The sequence below is a fragment of the Streptomyces sp. NPDC034049 genome (assembly GCF_055575575.1).
The window spans coordinates 455,646-470,413 of the sequence record NZ_JBVISJ010000004.1 but is presented as its reverse complement, the minus strand read 5'-3'; the positions used below and the strand labels follow the sequence as shown (position 1 = coordinate 470,413).

13 protein-coding genes are annotated in these 14,768 nt (G+C 73.1%); 6 read left to right on the top strand and 7 right to left on the bottom strand.

What is annotated here, in order from left to right:
• Positions 1-16: 16 nt before the first annotated feature.
• Both ACZ52C_RS15340 and ACZ52C_RS15335 read right to left on the bottom strand, forming a co-directional pair.
• Positions 17-1,807, bottom strand: a complete 1,791-nt coding sequence (locus ACZ52C_RS15340) for a TIM barrel protein (protein ID WP_469075177.1) — start codon at positions 1,805-1,807, stop codon at positions 17-19.
• Positions 1,808-1,937: 130 nt separating this feature from the next.
• On the bottom strand, positions 1,938-2,813 hold the full coding sequence (locus tag ACZ52C_RS15335; protein ID WP_469075176.1) for a shikimate dehydrogenase: 876 nt from the start codon (positions 2,811-2,813) through the stop codon (positions 1,938-1,940).
• A 129-nt stretch (positions 2,814-2,942) separates the two neighbouring features.
• Between ACZ52C_RS15335 and ACZ52C_RS15330 the strand changes: the two genes are divergently transcribed.
• From ACZ52C_RS15330 to ACZ52C_RS15320, 3 genes are all read left to right on the top strand, one after another.
• A complete protein-coding gene (locus ACZ52C_RS15330) occupies positions 2,943-3,608 on the top strand; it encodes a TetR/AcrR family transcriptional regulator (RefSeq protein WP_086804113.1) in 666 nt (221 codons plus the stop codon).
• 267 nt (positions 3,609-3,875) lie between these two features.
• On the top strand, positions 3,876-5,216 hold the full coding sequence (locus tag ACZ52C_RS15325; RefSeq protein ID WP_469075175.1) for an MFS transporter: 1,341 nt from the start codon (positions 3,876-3,878) through the stop codon (positions 5,214-5,216).
• 108 nt (positions 5,217-5,324) lie between these two features.
• The gene (locus ACZ52C_RS15320; protein WP_469075174.1) at positions 5,325-5,954 is read left to right on the top strand and encodes a hypothetical protein; all 630 of its coding nucleotides are present in this window, start codon (positions 5,325-5,327) and stop codon (positions 5,952-5,954) included.
• A 44-nt stretch (positions 5,955-5,998) separates the two neighbouring features.
• On the opposite strand, the gene ACZ52C_RS15315 is transcribed toward ACZ52C_RS15320, so the two are convergent.
• Positions 5,999-7,114: an ABC transporter substrate-binding protein gene (locus tag ACZ52C_RS15315; RefSeq protein WP_469075173.1), complete on the bottom strand. Its 1,116-nt coding sequence runs from the start codon at positions 7,112-7,114 to the stop codon at positions 5,999-6,001.
• Between the two features lie 109 nt (positions 7,115-7,223).
• On the opposite strand from ACZ52C_RS15315, the gene ACZ52C_RS15310 reads away from it, so the two are divergent.
• The 3 genes from ACZ52C_RS15310 to ACZ52C_RS15300 are packed head-to-tail and all read left to right on the top strand — an operon-like array spanning position 7,224 to position 10,523.
• Positions 7,224-7,802, top strand: a complete 579-nt coding sequence (locus ACZ52C_RS15310) for a TetR/AcrR family transcriptional regulator (RefSeq protein WP_469075172.1) — start codon at positions 7,224-7,226, stop codon at positions 7,800-7,802.
• Positions 7,799-9,259: an MFS transporter gene (locus tag ACZ52C_RS15305; RefSeq protein WP_469075171.1), complete on the top strand. Its 1,461-nt coding sequence runs from the start codon at positions 7,799-7,801 to the stop codon at positions 9,257-9,259. The genes ACZ52C_RS15310 and ACZ52C_RS15305 overlap by 4 nt, the downstream gene beginning before the upstream one ends.
• Before the next feature lie 25 nt (positions 9,260-9,284).
• Positions 9,285-10,523, top strand: coding sequence for a serine hydrolase domain-containing protein (locus ACZ52C_RS15300; RefSeq protein ID WP_469075170.1), 1,239 nt, complete (start codon positions 9,285-9,287; stop codon positions 10,521-10,523).
• 5 nt (positions 10,524-10,528) lie between these two features.
• Here ACZ52C_RS15300 and ACZ52C_RS15295 read toward each other — a convergent pair whose 3' ends face one another.
• From ACZ52C_RS15295 to ACZ52C_RS15280, 4 genes are all read right to left on the bottom strand, one after another.
• On the bottom strand, positions 10,529-11,191 hold the full coding sequence (locus tag ACZ52C_RS15295) for a VOC family protein (RefSeq protein ID WP_469075169.1): 663 nt from the start codon (positions 11,189-11,191) through the stop codon (positions 10,529-10,531).
• Positions 11,192-11,299: 108 nt separating this feature from the next.
• Positions 11,300-12,439, bottom strand: coding sequence for a saccharopine dehydrogenase family protein (locus tag ACZ52C_RS15290; protein ID WP_469075168.1), 1,140 nt, complete (start codon positions 12,437-12,439; stop codon positions 11,300-11,302).
• Positions 12,440-12,446: 7 nt separating this feature from the next.
• Positions 12,447-13,487, bottom strand: a complete 1,041-nt coding sequence (locus ACZ52C_RS15285; RefSeq protein ID WP_469075167.1) for a saccharopine dehydrogenase — start codon at positions 13,485-13,487, stop codon at positions 12,447-12,449.
• Complete coding sequence (locus ACZ52C_RS15280) at positions 13,484-14,629, bottom strand: NAD(P)/FAD-dependent oxidoreductase (RefSeq protein ID WP_469075166.1); 1,146 nt, start codon at positions 14,627-14,629, stop codon at positions 13,484-13,486. Before ACZ52C_RS15280 ends, ACZ52C_RS15285 begins: the two co-directional genes overlap by 4 nt.
• Positions 14,630-14,768 lie beyond the last annotated feature (139 nt).

Sequence of the window (14,768 nt, the reverse complement as noted above, 5' to 3'; positions counted from 1 at the left end):
TCCCCGTCCGTTCCCCTCAACCGACCGGTCGTCGCGCATGCTGGGCGGCGAGGCGCACGGGTGCGTTCTGCGCGCCGTAGCCCTGGTATCCGGCGTCGCGCTGGACGAGTTCGAAGAAGACGCGGCCGACGGTCTCGGTGTAGCAGTGGCGGAACGCGCCGCCCGCGTCGCGGTCGTAGAGGATGCCGAGTTCCCGGTACGTCTCCAGCTCGCCGTCGGCGAACGCGAACCGTGCCGCCAGGTCGTCGTGGTAGTTCGCGGGGACGGCCAGCAGCCGGCCCCCGGCCGCGCGGAAGGCGCGGGCCGCGGCGACGACGTCGTCCGTGGCGAGGGCGATGTGCTGGGCACGGGCCGTGTCGTCGGTGGGGGCGGGGCCGACGCTGAGGGCGATGCGGACGCTGCCGTCGTCGTTGGTCACCGGGCGGCTGCGGAACAGACCGTAGGGGTCGGCGACGTCGACGCTGTCGCTGGCGTGCAGGCCGAGCACCGTGCGGTGGAAGAGGGCCGCCTCGTCGAACTGGTGCCAGGGCTGGGTGAGGGCGAGGTGGTCGACGCGGTGGACGTGGCCCGCGGCGTCGGGGTGTGCGACGGGGCGGAAGTCGCCGGTCCAGCTGGGAAGTCCGGGGCGGTCGGTCGCGCAGAAGAAGAGTTCGGTGCCGTCGGGCGCGGCGACCGCGTCGAGCGGCGCGTCCTCGGCGGTGCGGCGCCGCGGCAGTACCGGCGCGAGCAGGGCCTCGGCGCGGCGGGCGGCGCCGGCCGGGTCCGGTGACTCCAGACCGATCGCGGCGAGCTGGGTGCCGTCGCGCCGGGCGGCCGGGCCGGTGTTGACCAGCACCCGTGCCTCGCCCTGCTGCCACAGGTCCACCGGCTTGCCGCGATGGCGTGCCGTGCGGGCGAAGCCGAGCGCCCCGAGCAGCGCGGCCACGGGTTCGGCGTCGGGGGTGACCAGTTCGGCGAAGGCGACGCCCGTGGGCACCACCCGCTCCGGCAGCGCGGCGATACCGGCCGCCTCCTGGAGCATCAGCAGCGAGCGGTGGGCGTCCACGGCGGTGGGGCCCGCCTCGGCCTGCCGGAAGACGTCGTTGAAGACCTCCAGCGACAGCGGCCCGTCATATCCGGCCGCCCGCACATGCCCGACCAGCCCGGTGACGTCGAGGCCGCCCTGCCCGGGGAAACAGCGGTAGTGCCGGCTCCACTGGAGCACGTCCATCGCCATCAGCGGGGCGTCGGCGAGCTGGAGGAAGAAGATCTTCTCGCCCGGGATGTCCTCGATGCCCTTGGGGTCGGAGCCCCGGGCCAGGATGTGGAAGCTGTCCAGGCACGTCCCGAGCGCGGGGTGGTCGGCCGCCTCCACGATGCGCCACGCGTGGTCGTAGGTGTTGACGTGCCGCCCCCACGCCAGCGCCTCGTAGGCGACCCGGATGCCGAACTCCTGTGCGTGTTGGGCCAGTTCGCGCAGGTGGTATGCGGCGAGCGCGTCGTCGTCCTCGGCGAGCGGATGGACGCTGGAGCAGACGAGCACCGTGTCGCAGCCGAGCCGCCCCATCAGCTCGAACTTGTGCCGGGCCCGCCGCAGGTTCTCCGCGAACACCTCCGCCGGCACGGCCTCGATGTCCCGCATCGGCTGGTAGAGATCGATGCTCAGCCCCAGATCGGCACAGCGCGCCCGCACCTCCTCCGGCGCGAGCGGACTGGCCAGCAGGTCGTTCTCGAAGATCTCCACCCCGTCGAACCCGGCCCGCGCGGCAGCGCTGAGCTTCTCGGTGAGGGACCCACTGAGGGAGACGGTGGCGATGGATGTACGCATGGGCAACTCCTTGCAACAAGGTCACACGCCTGTAAGGGGCGCGGGCCGTGACATTGCGCGGCTCCGCCGCGTGGGCGCGACCAGCCAAAACGAACCCGCGGCCGACCCACCTGACCAGCGCACGCGGCGCTTAGTTACGCGCACCCGCAGCCCCGGCCAACTCACCGATGTCCGCCAGCATCCGCGAAGCGTCCGGCTCACGCCCGGTGAACAACCGGAACGCGTCGGCAGCCTGGAACACGGCCATCCCCCCGCCGTCCAGCGTGGCGCAGCCGAGCCCCCGGGCGGCCCGCAGCAACTCGGTCTCCAACGGCCGGTACACCACCTCCGCCACCCACAGCCCGGGACGCAACAGTTCGACGGCGAACGGCAGCCCGGGGTGGGCCGCCATCCCCGTCGGCGTCGCGTGCACGACACCGTCGGCCGCCCCGAGCAGCGCGGGCAGCGCGTCCGGCGTCGCCGCGTCGGCCCGCCCCGCACCGAAGTGCCGGTCGAGGGAGGCGGCGAGGTCCGCCGCCCGGTCGGGCAGCGCGTCGACGACGGTGACGTGCTCGGCGCCGAGGGTGAGCGTGGCGTGGGCGACGGCCGCGCCCGCTCCCCCGGCGCCCAGCTGCACCACGTTCTCCAGCGGGACGTCGGGCAGCCCGCGCGCGAAGGACGCGGCGAAGCCGGTGACGTCCGTGTTGTGGCCGACGGCGCGGCCGTCCTCGAAGACCACCGTGTTGACGGCGCCGAGCGCGGCGGCCTGCGGAGCGAGACCGTCGAGGTGCTCGATGACCAGCTGCTTGCAGGGGTGTGTGATGTTCAGCCCGTCGAAGCCCAGGTCACGGGCGGCGCGCACCAGGTTGCCCACCGCCTCCGGCCCGACGCCGAGGTCGTCGATGTCGATCAGCCGGTACAGACAGCGCAGACCCTGCCGGTCGGCCTCCCGCTCATGCAGGGCGGGGCTGAGGGACGGCCCGATGCCGGAGCCGATGAGGCCGACGAGATACGAGTCCTTGGCCACGGCGGCCCTCCCGCGAGATTAATGTACGAACTAGTACGTTAGTAATAGCAGGCGCTCCCTCCCGAGGGAAGACCGTCGCCGCAGCTCCTAGAATCACGGGCACCGGCCGCACTCGCCCGAAGGAACCCGATGACCAGCGTCGAAGAACCGGCACGACAGAACGGGCGCATCCGTGACGCCGCCCGCACCAAGGCCGAGATCCTCGACGTCGCGACCAAGGAGTTCGCCCGTTCCGGGTTCGCCGGGGCCCGGGTCGACGAGATCGCCGCCCGGACCCGCACCACGAAGCGGATGATCTACTACTACTTCGGCGGCAAGGAGCAGCTGTTCACCGCCGTCCTGGAGCGGGCGTACTCCGTGATCCGGCAGACCGAGCAGGAGCTGGACGTCGAGCACCTGGACCCGGTGGCGGCCATCCGCCGGCTCGCCGAGGTGACGTTCGACCACCACGAGGCGCACCCCGACTTCATCCGCCTGGTCAGCATCGAGAACATCCACGAGGCCGAGCACATCGCCTCCTCCGAGATGCTCGCCACCATCGGCTCGCCCGCACTGGACGTGATCCGCCGGATCCTCGAGTCGGGCCAGGAGTCGGGCCTGTTCACCGCCGACGTGGACGCCGTCGACCTGCACGCGATGATCAGCGCGTTCTGCTTCTTCCGGGTCGCCAACCGGCACACCTTCGGCGCCCTCTTCGGCCGCGACCTCATCGACGCCGGACGCCGGGACCACTACCGCCAGATGCTCGGCGACATGGTGATCGCGTACCTGACGGCGGACCGCGCGGCGGACTGAGGCCGCGGGGCGGGGCGCACGGTCTCGGTCGGGTCTCGGCCGGAAGATCCTCCCGCGGCGCCTCTTGACACCCGGGAAACGTCGGCGCAACATCCGTAGCCAACCGCTACTAACTATCCAGTGCGTTCATTAGCCCGGGTAGCACCCGGCACGGCCGCCCCGCCACCCCAGGGACCGGCCCCCTCCCCCTGTGATTCGCCCCGCCTCGCCTTGCCTTCCTCCGCTTCGCCCCCCTCTCATGGGGAGATCCCTCGAAGGAGCCACGCCGTGTCCGTCCCCGCCGCACCTCCCGGCCAGCCCAAGAAGGCCGCCACGGCCGCCTGGATCGGCAGCGCCCTGGAGTACTACGACTTCTTCATCTACGGCAGCGCCGCCGCCCTGATCTTCCCGACGGTCTTCTTCGACGAGTCCGACCCGGCCACCGCGACCCTGCTCTCGCTGGCCACCTTCGGTGTCGCCTACGCGGCCCGGCCGATCGGCGCGCTGTTCCTCGGGCACTACGGCGACCGCGTGGGCCGCAAGAAGATCATGGTCTTCACGCTGATCCTGATGGGTCTGTCGACGTTCCTGATCGGCTGTCTGCCCACCCGCGACCAGGTCGGCACCCTCGCGCCGGTCCTCCTGGTGATCTGCCGTGTCCTGCAAGGCATATCGGCGGCCGGTGAGCAGGCCAGCGCGAACTCCATGACGCTGGAGCACGCGCCGTCGGACCGGCGCGGCTTCTTCACCAGCTTCACCCTGAGCGGCACCCAGGGCGGGCAGTTGCTCGCCACCCTGGTCTTCATCCCGATCGCCGCGCTCCCCGAGGACCAGCTGCTCTCCTGGGGCTGGCGCGTCCCGTTCTGGCTGAGCATCGCCGTCGCCGTCGTCGGCTACGTCATCCGGCGCACCCTGGACGAGACCCCGGCCTTCACCCAGCAGACCGAGTCCGAGGGCGTCGCCAAGCTGCCGCTGGCCGTCCTGCTGCGCGAGCACTGGGCGGACGTGCTCCGGGTGATCGCGGGCGCCCTGGTCGCCTCGGTCTCCACGATCTTCACCGTGTGGGCGCTGGCGTACGGCACGAGCGACGCGGTCGGCCTGTCCCGTTCCTCCATGCTGTGGGTGGGCGCGCTCGCCAACCTGGTCGCGCTCGCCGCGATCCCGCTGTGGGCCACGCTCTCCGACCGCATCGGCCGCCGCCCGGTGTTCCTGATCGGCTCGGCCGGCAGCGCGGTGATGATGTTCGTCTACCTGTGGGCGATCTCCACCGGCGCCTACCCGCTGGTCCTGGTCCTCGGCATCGTCACCTTCGGTGTCGTCTACAGCGCCGCGAACGGCATCTGGCCCTCCTTCTACGGTGAGATGTTCTCCACCCGGGTCCGGCTGTCCGGCATGGCCATCGGCACCCAGATCGGCTTCGCCGTCGCCGGTTTCGCCGTCACCTTCGCCGCGCAGATCGCCGGCCCGGACGGCGACGACTGGTTCGCGGTGGCCCTGTTCACCGCGGCCCTGTGCGTCCCGCCGGTCCTCGCCGCGCTCACCGCCCGCGAGACCCACCGGATCCCGACCGAACTCCTCGGCACCCGCTCCCCGCGCGAGAAGAACGACCGGGAGCGCGTCGCGGCCTGAGCCACGGCCCGGTCTCTGGTCCCCGTGCCCCGCGAGGGTGCACGGGGACTCCCGCGTGGCGCCGGCGGCGCGTGCACCCCCCTGCGAAGGCGCGGGCGGCTCGGCGGGATGATGATCACACCGCCGCGACCACGCGGCACCGCACCGCAGGGGGACGATGTGAAGCGCGGCGAGGACCCTTACAGAGCCACCCCGCCTCCATGGCAGGGACGGCCCCCGGCCGAGACGAGCCGACGGCGCTGGCGGATCGCCCTGCTCGTCCCGCTCGTCGGCGCGGCGGGGTGCGGCCTGCTGTTCCTGCTCGGGGTCGGCGCGTTCGCCTTGCTGTTGGTCGTGAGCCGGCTGTCGGTCCCCATCCCTGACGGCGAGCCCCTGGCCATGAGCACGGCCGAGATCACGGGGCCGTGGACCGACGGGCAGGGCGGGCGGCTGACGTTCGAGGAGGACGGGACGTTCACCTCGGACGGGATCTGCGGCGACTTCCACGACAACGACGACGACCCCTTCGACGAGGTCGCCTCCCCGGCCCCCGGCGCCGGCACCTGGGAGCACACCACCGGCACCGACATCGACACGGACGACACGGTCTCCACCGTCCACCTCACGTTCGCGCCGGACGGGACGCGGGCACGGTACGTGGCTCGGGGCACGGCGCGCGACCCGGTGCTGTGGACCTACATCGGCGACCCCGACAGCGGGCGGCTGTGCGTCCTCGAACGCGCGGAGACCTCCCGCTGAGGTGCCCGGCGGCGCCGGCCGACCGACGCCGGTCGGCGGCGGGCTCAGCCGCGGTGCAGGACCCGCAGACGATGCGGTGCCGCCGGATCCCGGTCGACGACCTGGACCGGTGCCTCGGCCCACTGCCACACGCCGACGCCCGGCACCCGGGAGAAGCGGATCCGGCCGCGTGTCCCCTCGACCGTGACATGCGGCCAGGACGCGGCGATGCCCGCCCGGTCGGTGCCGTGCGTGCGCATAGCCTCGGCGAGGACCGCGACCGTGTCGTAGCCCTCGAAGGCGACGAAGGAGGGCGCTTCGCCCAGCCGATCGGCGAGGGCCGTCCCGACCCGTGAGCCGAGGGGACCGACCCGGTCGAGGTCGTAGCTCAGGAACGGCACTCCGGCACCGTCGTCCCCCAGCGAGGTCACCCAACTGGCGAGCTCCGGCTGCCCGGCCGGAGCGCCGATCAACACCTCGGCGAGCCGGCGGTCGCGGCGGACGGCCCGGACGATCGGCACCGCCGGGTGGGGATGGCCGACCAGCAGGAGCAGGGCCGTCGCGCGCCGGTCGGCGAGCGCGTCGCACACACCGGCAGGGGTGAGCGCGCCGCTGTCGATCTCGTCGACGGTGCCGCCGTACGCGGCGAGGTGGTCCCGCAGGATGCGGGTCCCGGCCGTCCAGTAGACGCTCGGCTGGGTGACTACGGCGATACGGCTGTGGCCCGCGCCGAGGAGGTGGTCCGCGTAGATCCGCCAGCCCCGGGACTGCGGCGGCGAGAGACGCGCGACCCGGTCCGTCGGCTGGTCGGTGAGGGCGTCGATGACCGCGGAGGAGCAGAGGTACGGAAGGCCGAGGGCGTCGGCCCGGCCGGCGACCGCGCGGGCGACGACGCTGTGGTACTCCCCGACCAGGGCGGCCACCCCGAGGTGTGCCAGTTCGTCCACGGCCGCCGAGGCCCGCAGCGGATCGGCGGCGGTGTCCCTGACCACCAGTTCGAGCGGCCGCCCGGCGACACCGCCGGCGTCGTTCACCTCCGCCACGCCCAGGTCGAGACCGGCGACGAGGTGCCGGCCCGCCTCGGCCCAGCCGGGCCGGGTCAGGGGGGCGAGTGCGCCGATCAGGATCGGTCCGCCGGTGTCGCCCGTGTGCCGGTCCGGGCCGGGCTCGCCTGTGATCATGCCGGACATTGCAGCCGCGGTCGCCGCGGGCAGGCAACCGATTATCGCGAGTAGGCACTGTCTACCAGGCGTAGTAGACAGTGTCTACTACGCCTGGTAGACAGTGTCCATGAACGAACGCAACCCGGGGCTGCGGTCCCGACTGGTCGATGTCGGGGTCGAGTTGGTGACGGCGGAAGGGGTTCAGGCCCTCTCGCTGCGGGAGATCGCACGGCGGGCCGGGGTGTCGCACGGGGCCCCGCGCCGCTACTTCCCGACGCACCTGGAGCTGCTGTCGGCCATCGCGCGACGGGGGTTCGAGGAGCTGGCGGGCCGGGGGGTCGCGGCGCTCCGGGACGGCACAGCGGGCCCGCGGGAGCAGATCGCGACGCTGGGGCGCGTGTACCTGGACTTCGCGCTGACCAACCGGGGCATGCACGAGCTGATGTTCCGTCACGACCTGTTGGAGAGCAACGAACTGGGGTTGCGCGAGACCAGTCTCCCGATGTTCACACTGCTGGTGGAGCTCGTCGGGCGGGCCCGTCCCGACGCCGACGCGCGGCTCGTCGCGGGCGCGCTGCTGGCGAACCTCTACGGGATCGCCCAGCTGTGGACCTGGGGCAGCCTCCAACTCATGACCGGGGCCGACGACTTCACCCCGCTGCTGCACACCGCGCTGGACGCGCATCTGGGGAGCGAAAGCCGATGACGGCGCCCACGACGGAGGCCGGGGTCGACCGGCACGAGCCCGCGTCCGCGTCGCACCGCCGCGTCACCCTCGCGTGCAGTGTGCTCGGTGCCGTGCTGGTCGCCCTCGACGGCACGGTGCTGATGATCGCCCAACCGACCCTGCGTCGCGACCTGGACGCCTCCCTCACCGAGGTGCAGTGGACCAGCACCGGGTATCTGATCGCGGTGGCCGGGCTGTTGGTGTTCGCGGGGCGGCTCGGTGACCGGTTCGGGCATCGACGGGTGTTCGCCTGGGGGGTGTTGGGGTTCGGCGCGGCCTCCGCCGGGATCGGGTTCGCGCCCGGTGTGGGCTGGGTGATCGGGCTGCGGGTGGTCCAGGGCGTCTTCGGCGCGCTGCTCCAGCCCGCCACCCTCGGGATGCTGCGGGCCGCGTTCCCGCCCGACCGGCTGGCCATGCCCATCGCGCTGCGGACCAGTGCCATCGGGGTGGCGGTGGCGGCCGGCCCGCTGGTCGGCGGTGTGCTCGTGGACCGGCTGGGCTGGCGGGCGGTGTTCTTCCTCAACGTCGTACCGGCACTGCTCATGGGCCTGCTGGCGCTGGCGGCCCGTGCCCCGCTCGCGCGGGGCACGACGCGGGCGGAGCGCCCCCGGCTCGACCTGCCCGGCGCGGCGCTGCTCGCGGTCGCCCTCGCGGCGCTCGTGCACACCCTGGTCGGGGTGCCGGAGCACGGCTGGACGGCCGCAGGCGTGCTCGGTCTGGCGGTCGCCGTCGGCGCGACCGCCCTCCTGGTCCGCCATGAGCGGCGCGCCCCGGATCCCTTGCTGCCGTCCACCGTGCTGGGCTCGGCCCCCGTGCGCGCGGCGCTCGGGGTGCTGGTGGCCGCCTCCGCGGCGATGCTGGGCGCGCTGTTCGTGTGCAGCTTCGTCCTCCAGGACCTGCTCGGCATGGATCCGCTGCGCACCAGCCTCGTCGCGCTGCCCGGCGGGGTGACGATGGTGCTCGGGGCGCCGCTGTCGGCCGTCCTGCTGCGCCGGTGGGGCGCCCGTCCGACGGCCCTCGCGGGGACCGTGCTGCTCACCGCCGGTGTGCTGGCGCTGTCCCGGCTCGGCCCGGGGTCGTCCACGGTGCTGATCGGGGGCGGGTTCCTGCTGCTGGGGGCCGGTTTCGGCGCGCTGATGGTCACCGCGACCGCCGTCGTCGTACGGCACGCGCCGCCGGACGAGGCCGGGGTGGCGGGCGGGCTCCAGCAGACCGCGCTGAACGTCGGCCCGACGCTCGGTGTGGCGGCCGCGACCACGCTCATGCCGCTCGGCACCGGGCCCGCGCTGCTGCTCCTGGCCGCGGTGGCCGCGCTGGGTGCGCCGCTCGCCCTGCGAATGCCCCGACCCGCCCGCCCCGCGAGGGATGGAACGCGATCAGTACGGAACGATGGGGACAGGAAGCGTGAAGGCGGCGAGCACGATCGCGAGCCGTGACCCGGGCCACCGGAGGAGAACCACCATGGAACGACTGTGCCGAGAGGTCGAACCGCGCGAGGCCGGCCTCGACCCGAAGACCCTGGCCCGTCTGGACGAGTACCTCGCCCTCCAGGTCGACGAGGGCCGCCTGCCCGGCTACCTCCTCTCCCTCGCCCGCGGCGGCCGCGTGGCCCATCTGACGACGTACGGAGCGCGCGACCGCGCGGCAGGGCTGCCCGTCGAGACGGACACGCTGTGGCGGGTGTACTCCATGACCAAGCCCGTCACGTCCGTGGCCGCGCTGATACTGGTCGAGGAGGGACGGCTGTCGCTCGACGACCCGGTCTCCCGTCACCTCCCGGAGTTCGCCGAACCCCGTGTGTACGAGTCCGGTGAGGGCGCCGACGTCCGGACCCGCCCGGCCGAGCGGCCGCTCCTCGTCCGCCATCTGATGACCCACACCTCGGGCCTGACGTTCGGCTTCTATTACGACCACCCGGTGGACGCGCTCTACCGCGACGCCGGGCTGGAGAACTCGGTCCGGCCGGGCGCCGGCCTGGCGCAGACGATCGCGGAGTACGCGCGCCTCCCCTTGCAGTTCGAGCCGGGCACGCAGTGGAACTACTCCGTCTCCACCAACGTCCTCGGCCGGATCGTCGAGGTGGTGTCGGGGCAGGACCTCGACGTCTTCTTCGCCGAACGGATCCTCGGCCCGCTCGGCATGACCGACGCGGGCTTCCAGGTGACCCCCGAACAGGCGGAGCGGCTCGCGGAGTTGTACGGGGAGCAGGAGGACGGCTCGATCGCGCCCGTGCCCGGTCTGCCGGTGCGCGGCCGGCCCCGCTTCCTGTCCGGCAGCGGCGGGATGGTCGCCACCGCCCGGGACTACCACCGGTTCGCCGAGTTCCTGCGGCGGCGCGGGGAACTCGACGGCGTACGGCTGCTGTCCCCCGGGTCCGTCGAGATGATGACCACCAACCAGTTGCCGGGCGGCGTCGACATCCATACGCACGGCAGCGCGTTCCACCGGCAGCCGGGCAATGTGGGCGTCGGTTTCGGACTCGGAGTGTCCGTCGTCATCGACCCCTCGGTGACCGAGACCCCGTCCTCCCTCGGCACGTTCGGCTGGACCGGGGCCGCGACGACGATCTTCTGGGTGGATCCCCGGCGGGACCTGACGGTGCAGTTCATGACCCAGGTACGGCGGCGCTCGTCGTTCTCGGTGTATCCCGACTTGAAGCGGCTGGTGCACGAGGCGGTGATCCGGGCGGACCTCCCGTGACCCTGTCACTCGCTCTCGCGCGTGGCGGGCGGCGCGGCGGCCTCCCAGACGAAGCCGTCCGGGTCGGTGAAGGCGTCGGTGGTGCTGCCGAGGACGATACGGTGCGAGCCGGTGCCGTCGGCGGGGACGCCGAGGTCCTTGGCCAGCCCGCGGCGCTTGTACAGCGCCAGCTTGACGGGGCTCGACCGACCGGGGGCGAACTCGGCGTACTTGCCGCCGAAGCTCTTGGCCACGGTCAGGCCCCGGCCCACGTAGAACTGCTTGGTGGCCTTGACGTCCTCGACGCCGAGCAGCAGGACGACCTCGTCGATCTCGCGGGTGGCGGGGCCGGTGTCCTTCTTCGCCGAGGTCGCGATCTTCCAGATCGTGCCGTCGGAGGCCCGGACGACGCCGCCGTAACCCCACATCGACTTGGTGGCGGGCTTCAGCACCTCGGCGCCGGCGCCCACGGCGGCGGCGACGAAGCCGTCGACGGTGGCCGGCCCGGACACCGTGAGCGCCAGGGTGAAGCCGCGGAATCCGGCCGAGGGCGCCGCGGACGCCCGCAGGCGCAGGTACGTGTCGACGCCGAAGGCGCCGTAGAAGTGGCGGGCGGCCTCGGGGTCGGCCACCTCGAGGGTGACGGACGCGAGGTCGGTGCGGGCCGTGGTGGACGTGGTGGTTGCCATGTCCCTCACGCTAGGGGCCGGACGGTGGCCGGGGCTTCTCGAATCCTGACCGGTCTCGCCACGTGCTCGACCACGCACGCGGCATCCCTTCCACCGCGATCCGCCTCGCTAGGTGAACTCCACACCCGTCTCGGCCAGTTCGGCCAGCCAGGCCCGTGCCCGCTCGCCCGTCTCCGCCGCGCGGCTCAGGCCCGCCGGCAGTGAGCCGTCCAGGACGTGTCCCACTCCGAGGGCGAGGGGGCGGGACACCAGGCGGGCCATGGCACTCTCCTCCTCGGTGCCGACGGCGTCGAGGTGGTGGCGGCCGGACCACTCCGCGCCCGTCTCGGTGCGCACATCGAGAGAGACGGCGAGGACGACCCGGTCCCGGTCGGCCTCGGTGGTCGGGTGGCGGGCCGCGAGGTCACGGGCCAGCTCCGCGATGCGCCGGTCGTCGCCGCGTTCGAGTTCCGCGAAGACCGGGGCCCAGGCGGTGAGCCAGCCGTCGAGTCGGAGGGTGCCGCGGACGAACGTCCTCGGTGTCCAGGCCGCCGGCAGGCCGTACTGGGCGACGAAGGGGACGCTGTCCCGGTTGGGGTAGGCCTCGAAAGTCTCGCCGTCGACGACGTGGACGCGGGTGGCCGTCCAGGGGCGGTCGGCCGTCGTCACGGCACCGTCCTCGATGTAGCGGGCCGGTGCGCGCAGGGCGCCCAGGACGCCGGCCGGGGCCCAGCTGAAGCGGTAGCGGAAGTCGTTGGGGACGGCCGGGACACCGCCGCAGTACGAGGTGAGGGTGTAGGTGGCGGCGGTCTCCGGGCCGATCTCCCGGATGGCCCGGTCGATCAGGCTGTGCGCGAAGAGGTGGTCCACGCCCGGGTCCAGGCCGGCCTCGGTGAGGACGGTGACGCCCGCCGCCGCGGCCGCCGGGACCTGGTCGAGGACCGCGTCGGAGACATAGCTGGAGCAGGCGAAGTGGGCCCGCGCCCCGACGCAGGCGCCGAGCAGCGGGGCGTGGTCCGGCGCCGGCAGCATGGAGACCACCACGTCTCCCGGCGCGAGGTCCGCCGCGAGCGCGGGCAGCGTGTACGCGCGGGGCTCGGCCCGGCCCGTCAGACCGCGCGCGGCCAGCGCCCGCTCCGCGCGTTCCTCGGTGCGGTGCCACAGCCGTACCCGGGCGGCGGTGTCGCACAGTGCCCGAAGGCCGCTGCCCGTGGACAGTCCGGCACCGACCCAGTGGACGGTGCCGCTCGCGGGGACCACCTCGGTCATCAAGCAACTACCTTTCCGTGAGGCCCAGTTCGTCACTCGCCCGCCGGAAGCGGTCGAGGCAGCGCCCCCATGCCCCACCGGTCTCGAAGTCCAGCAGCTGCGGCAGCAGCGCGGCCGAGAAGTCGGTGCTCGCCTCGCGGGGCAGCAGGGAGGGCAGGTTGTCGATGGCGATGAGATCGAGCGGGGGATGTTCGCGCAGCCGCCGTACCGGGTCGTCCCATTCGGTGGTCGTGTCGTAGACGGGCAGCACGTTCATGGGTGAGCCGACGTCGACCGTGACGTCCGAGAGGGTGCGGAGCCGGCGGTCCGGGTCGTCGAGGTCCTTGTCCGTCAGGAACGGCGGGACCGGGCTGGTCGTCAGGACGGTGTTGACCATCAACTCGTGTGCCAGCAGGGCCGGTCGGTCCAGGTCACGCGTCTCGGCCAGGTCCCAGCAGGTCGGCTCGACGCCCGCCTCGCCGAGCGCGGCCCGCGCACCCCGGCCGCTGCGCCCGAGGGCGCCGACCACCAGCGCGGTCACGTCCCCTCGGGAGGCCCGGAGTTCGGCCTCCAGCTCCTCCTTGGTCGTGGGGACGAGCGGGGCCCGCAGTGCGCCCCGGTGGTGCAGCACGGCGAGGGCCGCGCCCAGATAGCCCGCCCAGAAGCCGAAGGCGGCGAGCCTGCGGCCCTGGTCGTCCACCAGGTACTCCAGGTCGAGCAGCGCCCCGCCCCCGGCCGTGAACCTGCGCAGCAGTGCCTCGGCGCCGGGCTGCCCCTTGTAGGCGTGCCCGAAAAAGACATGACGGTGCGTCAATAGGGCGGGGGCGTCCGGCAGTTCCTTGAGACCGACGATCACCGCGCGCGCCGACGCCGAGACCCACGAGCCCGGGTCGGCGATCTGACAGCCGGCCTCCTCGTACTCCTCCCTGGGGAAGATCCGCTGCGGGGAGTCCTCGACGGTGATCCGTACGCCGCTCTCGACGAGCCGCCGGGCGTCGGACGGCACGACCGGGGTGCGGCGTTCGGTGGTGCGGGTCTCGTGGCGCAGCCACAAGTGGAGATCGGTCATACGAGGTTGGCCTCCGGGCGCAGCGCGTCGGCCGTGAACCGGTCGACGTTCAAGGGGCTGATGTCGACGAAGGGTACGCGGCCCAGGTACAGGTCGCGGACCACCTCGCCGACCGCCGGGCCCTGGAGGAACCCGTGGCCGGAGAACCCGGTCGCGTAGAGGAAGCGGGAGCAGGAACCGGCCTCGCCGATCAGGGCGTTGTGGTCCGGTGTGATCTCGTACAGGCCCGCCCAGCCGCCCGTGCGGCGCAGGTCGAGCAGGGCGGGGGCGCGGCGCCGCATGGCCTCGTACAGGCGGGGGATCCAGCGGTCGTGGGTGTCGGTGGCGAAGCCGGGCCGTTCGTCGGGGTCGGACATGCCGACGAGGAGGCCGGGGCCCTCGGTGTGGAAGTAGAGGCTGCTGGTGAAGTCGATCGTCATGGGGAGGTTCGGCGGCAGGCCGGGGACCGGTTCGGTGACGGCGATCTGGCGGCGCAGGGGCTCCACGGGAAGATCGACGCCGACCATGGCGCCGATGGACCGGGACCAGGCGCCGGCCGCGCAGACGACCGTGTCGGTGACGATCCGCCCCTTGCTCGTGACCACCGCGGTGATCGTGTCCCGCCAGGTCTCGATGCCGAGGACCTCGCAGTTGCGCAGCACGGTCGCCCCGTGGCGGCGGGCCCCGGCGGCGTAGCCGTGGACCACGGACTCGGGGGTGCAGTGTCCGTCGTCGGGCGAGAACGCGGCGGCCAGCAGGCCCTCGGTGGAGATCAGCGGGGAGAGCCGCCGGGCCTCTTCGGGGTCCACCATGCGGCTGGGCACGCCCAGGTCGTTCTGGAGCTGGACGCCCGCCTCGAACTGGGCGACCTCGGCGGGGGTCGTCAGGAGGAAGAGATAGCCGACGCGGTGCAGGCCGATGTCGTGGCCCAGCTCCTGCCGGAAGCGGCCGAACGCCTCCAGGCTGCGGGCGCCGAGCTGGATGTTGAGTTCGTCGGAGAACTGCGCGCGGACCCCGCCGGCGGCCCTCGCGGTCGATCCGGAGGCCAGTTCGTCGCGTTCGACGAGGACGACGTCGTCCACTCCGGCGGCGGCCAGGTGATAGGCGATGCTCGTCCCGACGACTCCCCCGCCGATGACGACGACCCGTGCGCTGCGGATCACGAACGCTCCCTTCGACCGACCGTGGTCGTGATGCCCGACGGAGTCAGGTCTTCCACCCGGGGCGAACGTTCATGCGGGGCGCCCGGGCACTTGCCCGAAGGGACAGCGCGCGGGCCGCCGGGCGGGCGCGGCGGCCGGT

Bases quoted from the DNA above. Each gene is read 5' to 3' on its own strand.
- ACZ52C_RS15340 (WP_469075177.1), bottom strand. From the start codon at position 1,807: ATGCGTACATCCATCGCCACCGTCTCCCTCAGTGGGTCCCTCACCGAG.
- ACZ52C_RS15330 (WP_086804113.1), top strand. From the start codon at position 2,943: ATGACCAGCGTCGAAGAACCGGCACGACAGAACGGGCGCATCCGTGAC.
- ACZ52C_RS15320 (WP_469075174.1), top strand. From the start codon at position 5,325: ATGATGATCACACCGCCGCGACCACGCGGCACCGCACCGCAGGGGGAC.
- ACZ52C_RS15315 (WP_469075173.1), bottom strand. From the start codon at position 7,114: ATGATCACAGGCGAGCCCGGCCCGGACCGGCACACGGGCGACACCGGC.
- ACZ52C_RS15310 (WP_469075172.1), top strand. From the start codon at position 7,224: ATGAACGAACGCAACCCGGGGCTGCGGTCCCGACTGGTCGATGTCGGG.
- ACZ52C_RS15305 (WP_469075171.1), top strand. From the start codon at position 7,799: ATGACGGCGCCCACGACGGAGGCCGGGGTCGACCGGCACGAGCCCGCG.
- ACZ52C_RS15300 (WP_469075170.1), top strand. From the start codon at position 9,285: ATGGAACGACTGTGCCGAGAGGTCGAACCGCGCGAGGCCGGCCTCGAC.
- ACZ52C_RS15295 (WP_469075169.1), bottom strand. From the start codon at position 11,191: ATGGCAACCACCACGTCCACCACGGCCCGCACCGACCTCGCGTCCGTC.
- ACZ52C_RS15290 (WP_469075168.1), bottom strand. From the start codon at position 12,439: ATGACCGAGGTGGTCCCCGCGAGCGGCACCGTCCACTGGGTCGGTGCC.
- ACZ52C_RS15285 (WP_469075167.1), bottom strand. From the start codon at position 13,487: ATGACCGATCTCCACTTGTGGCTGCGCCACGAGACCCGCACCACCGAA.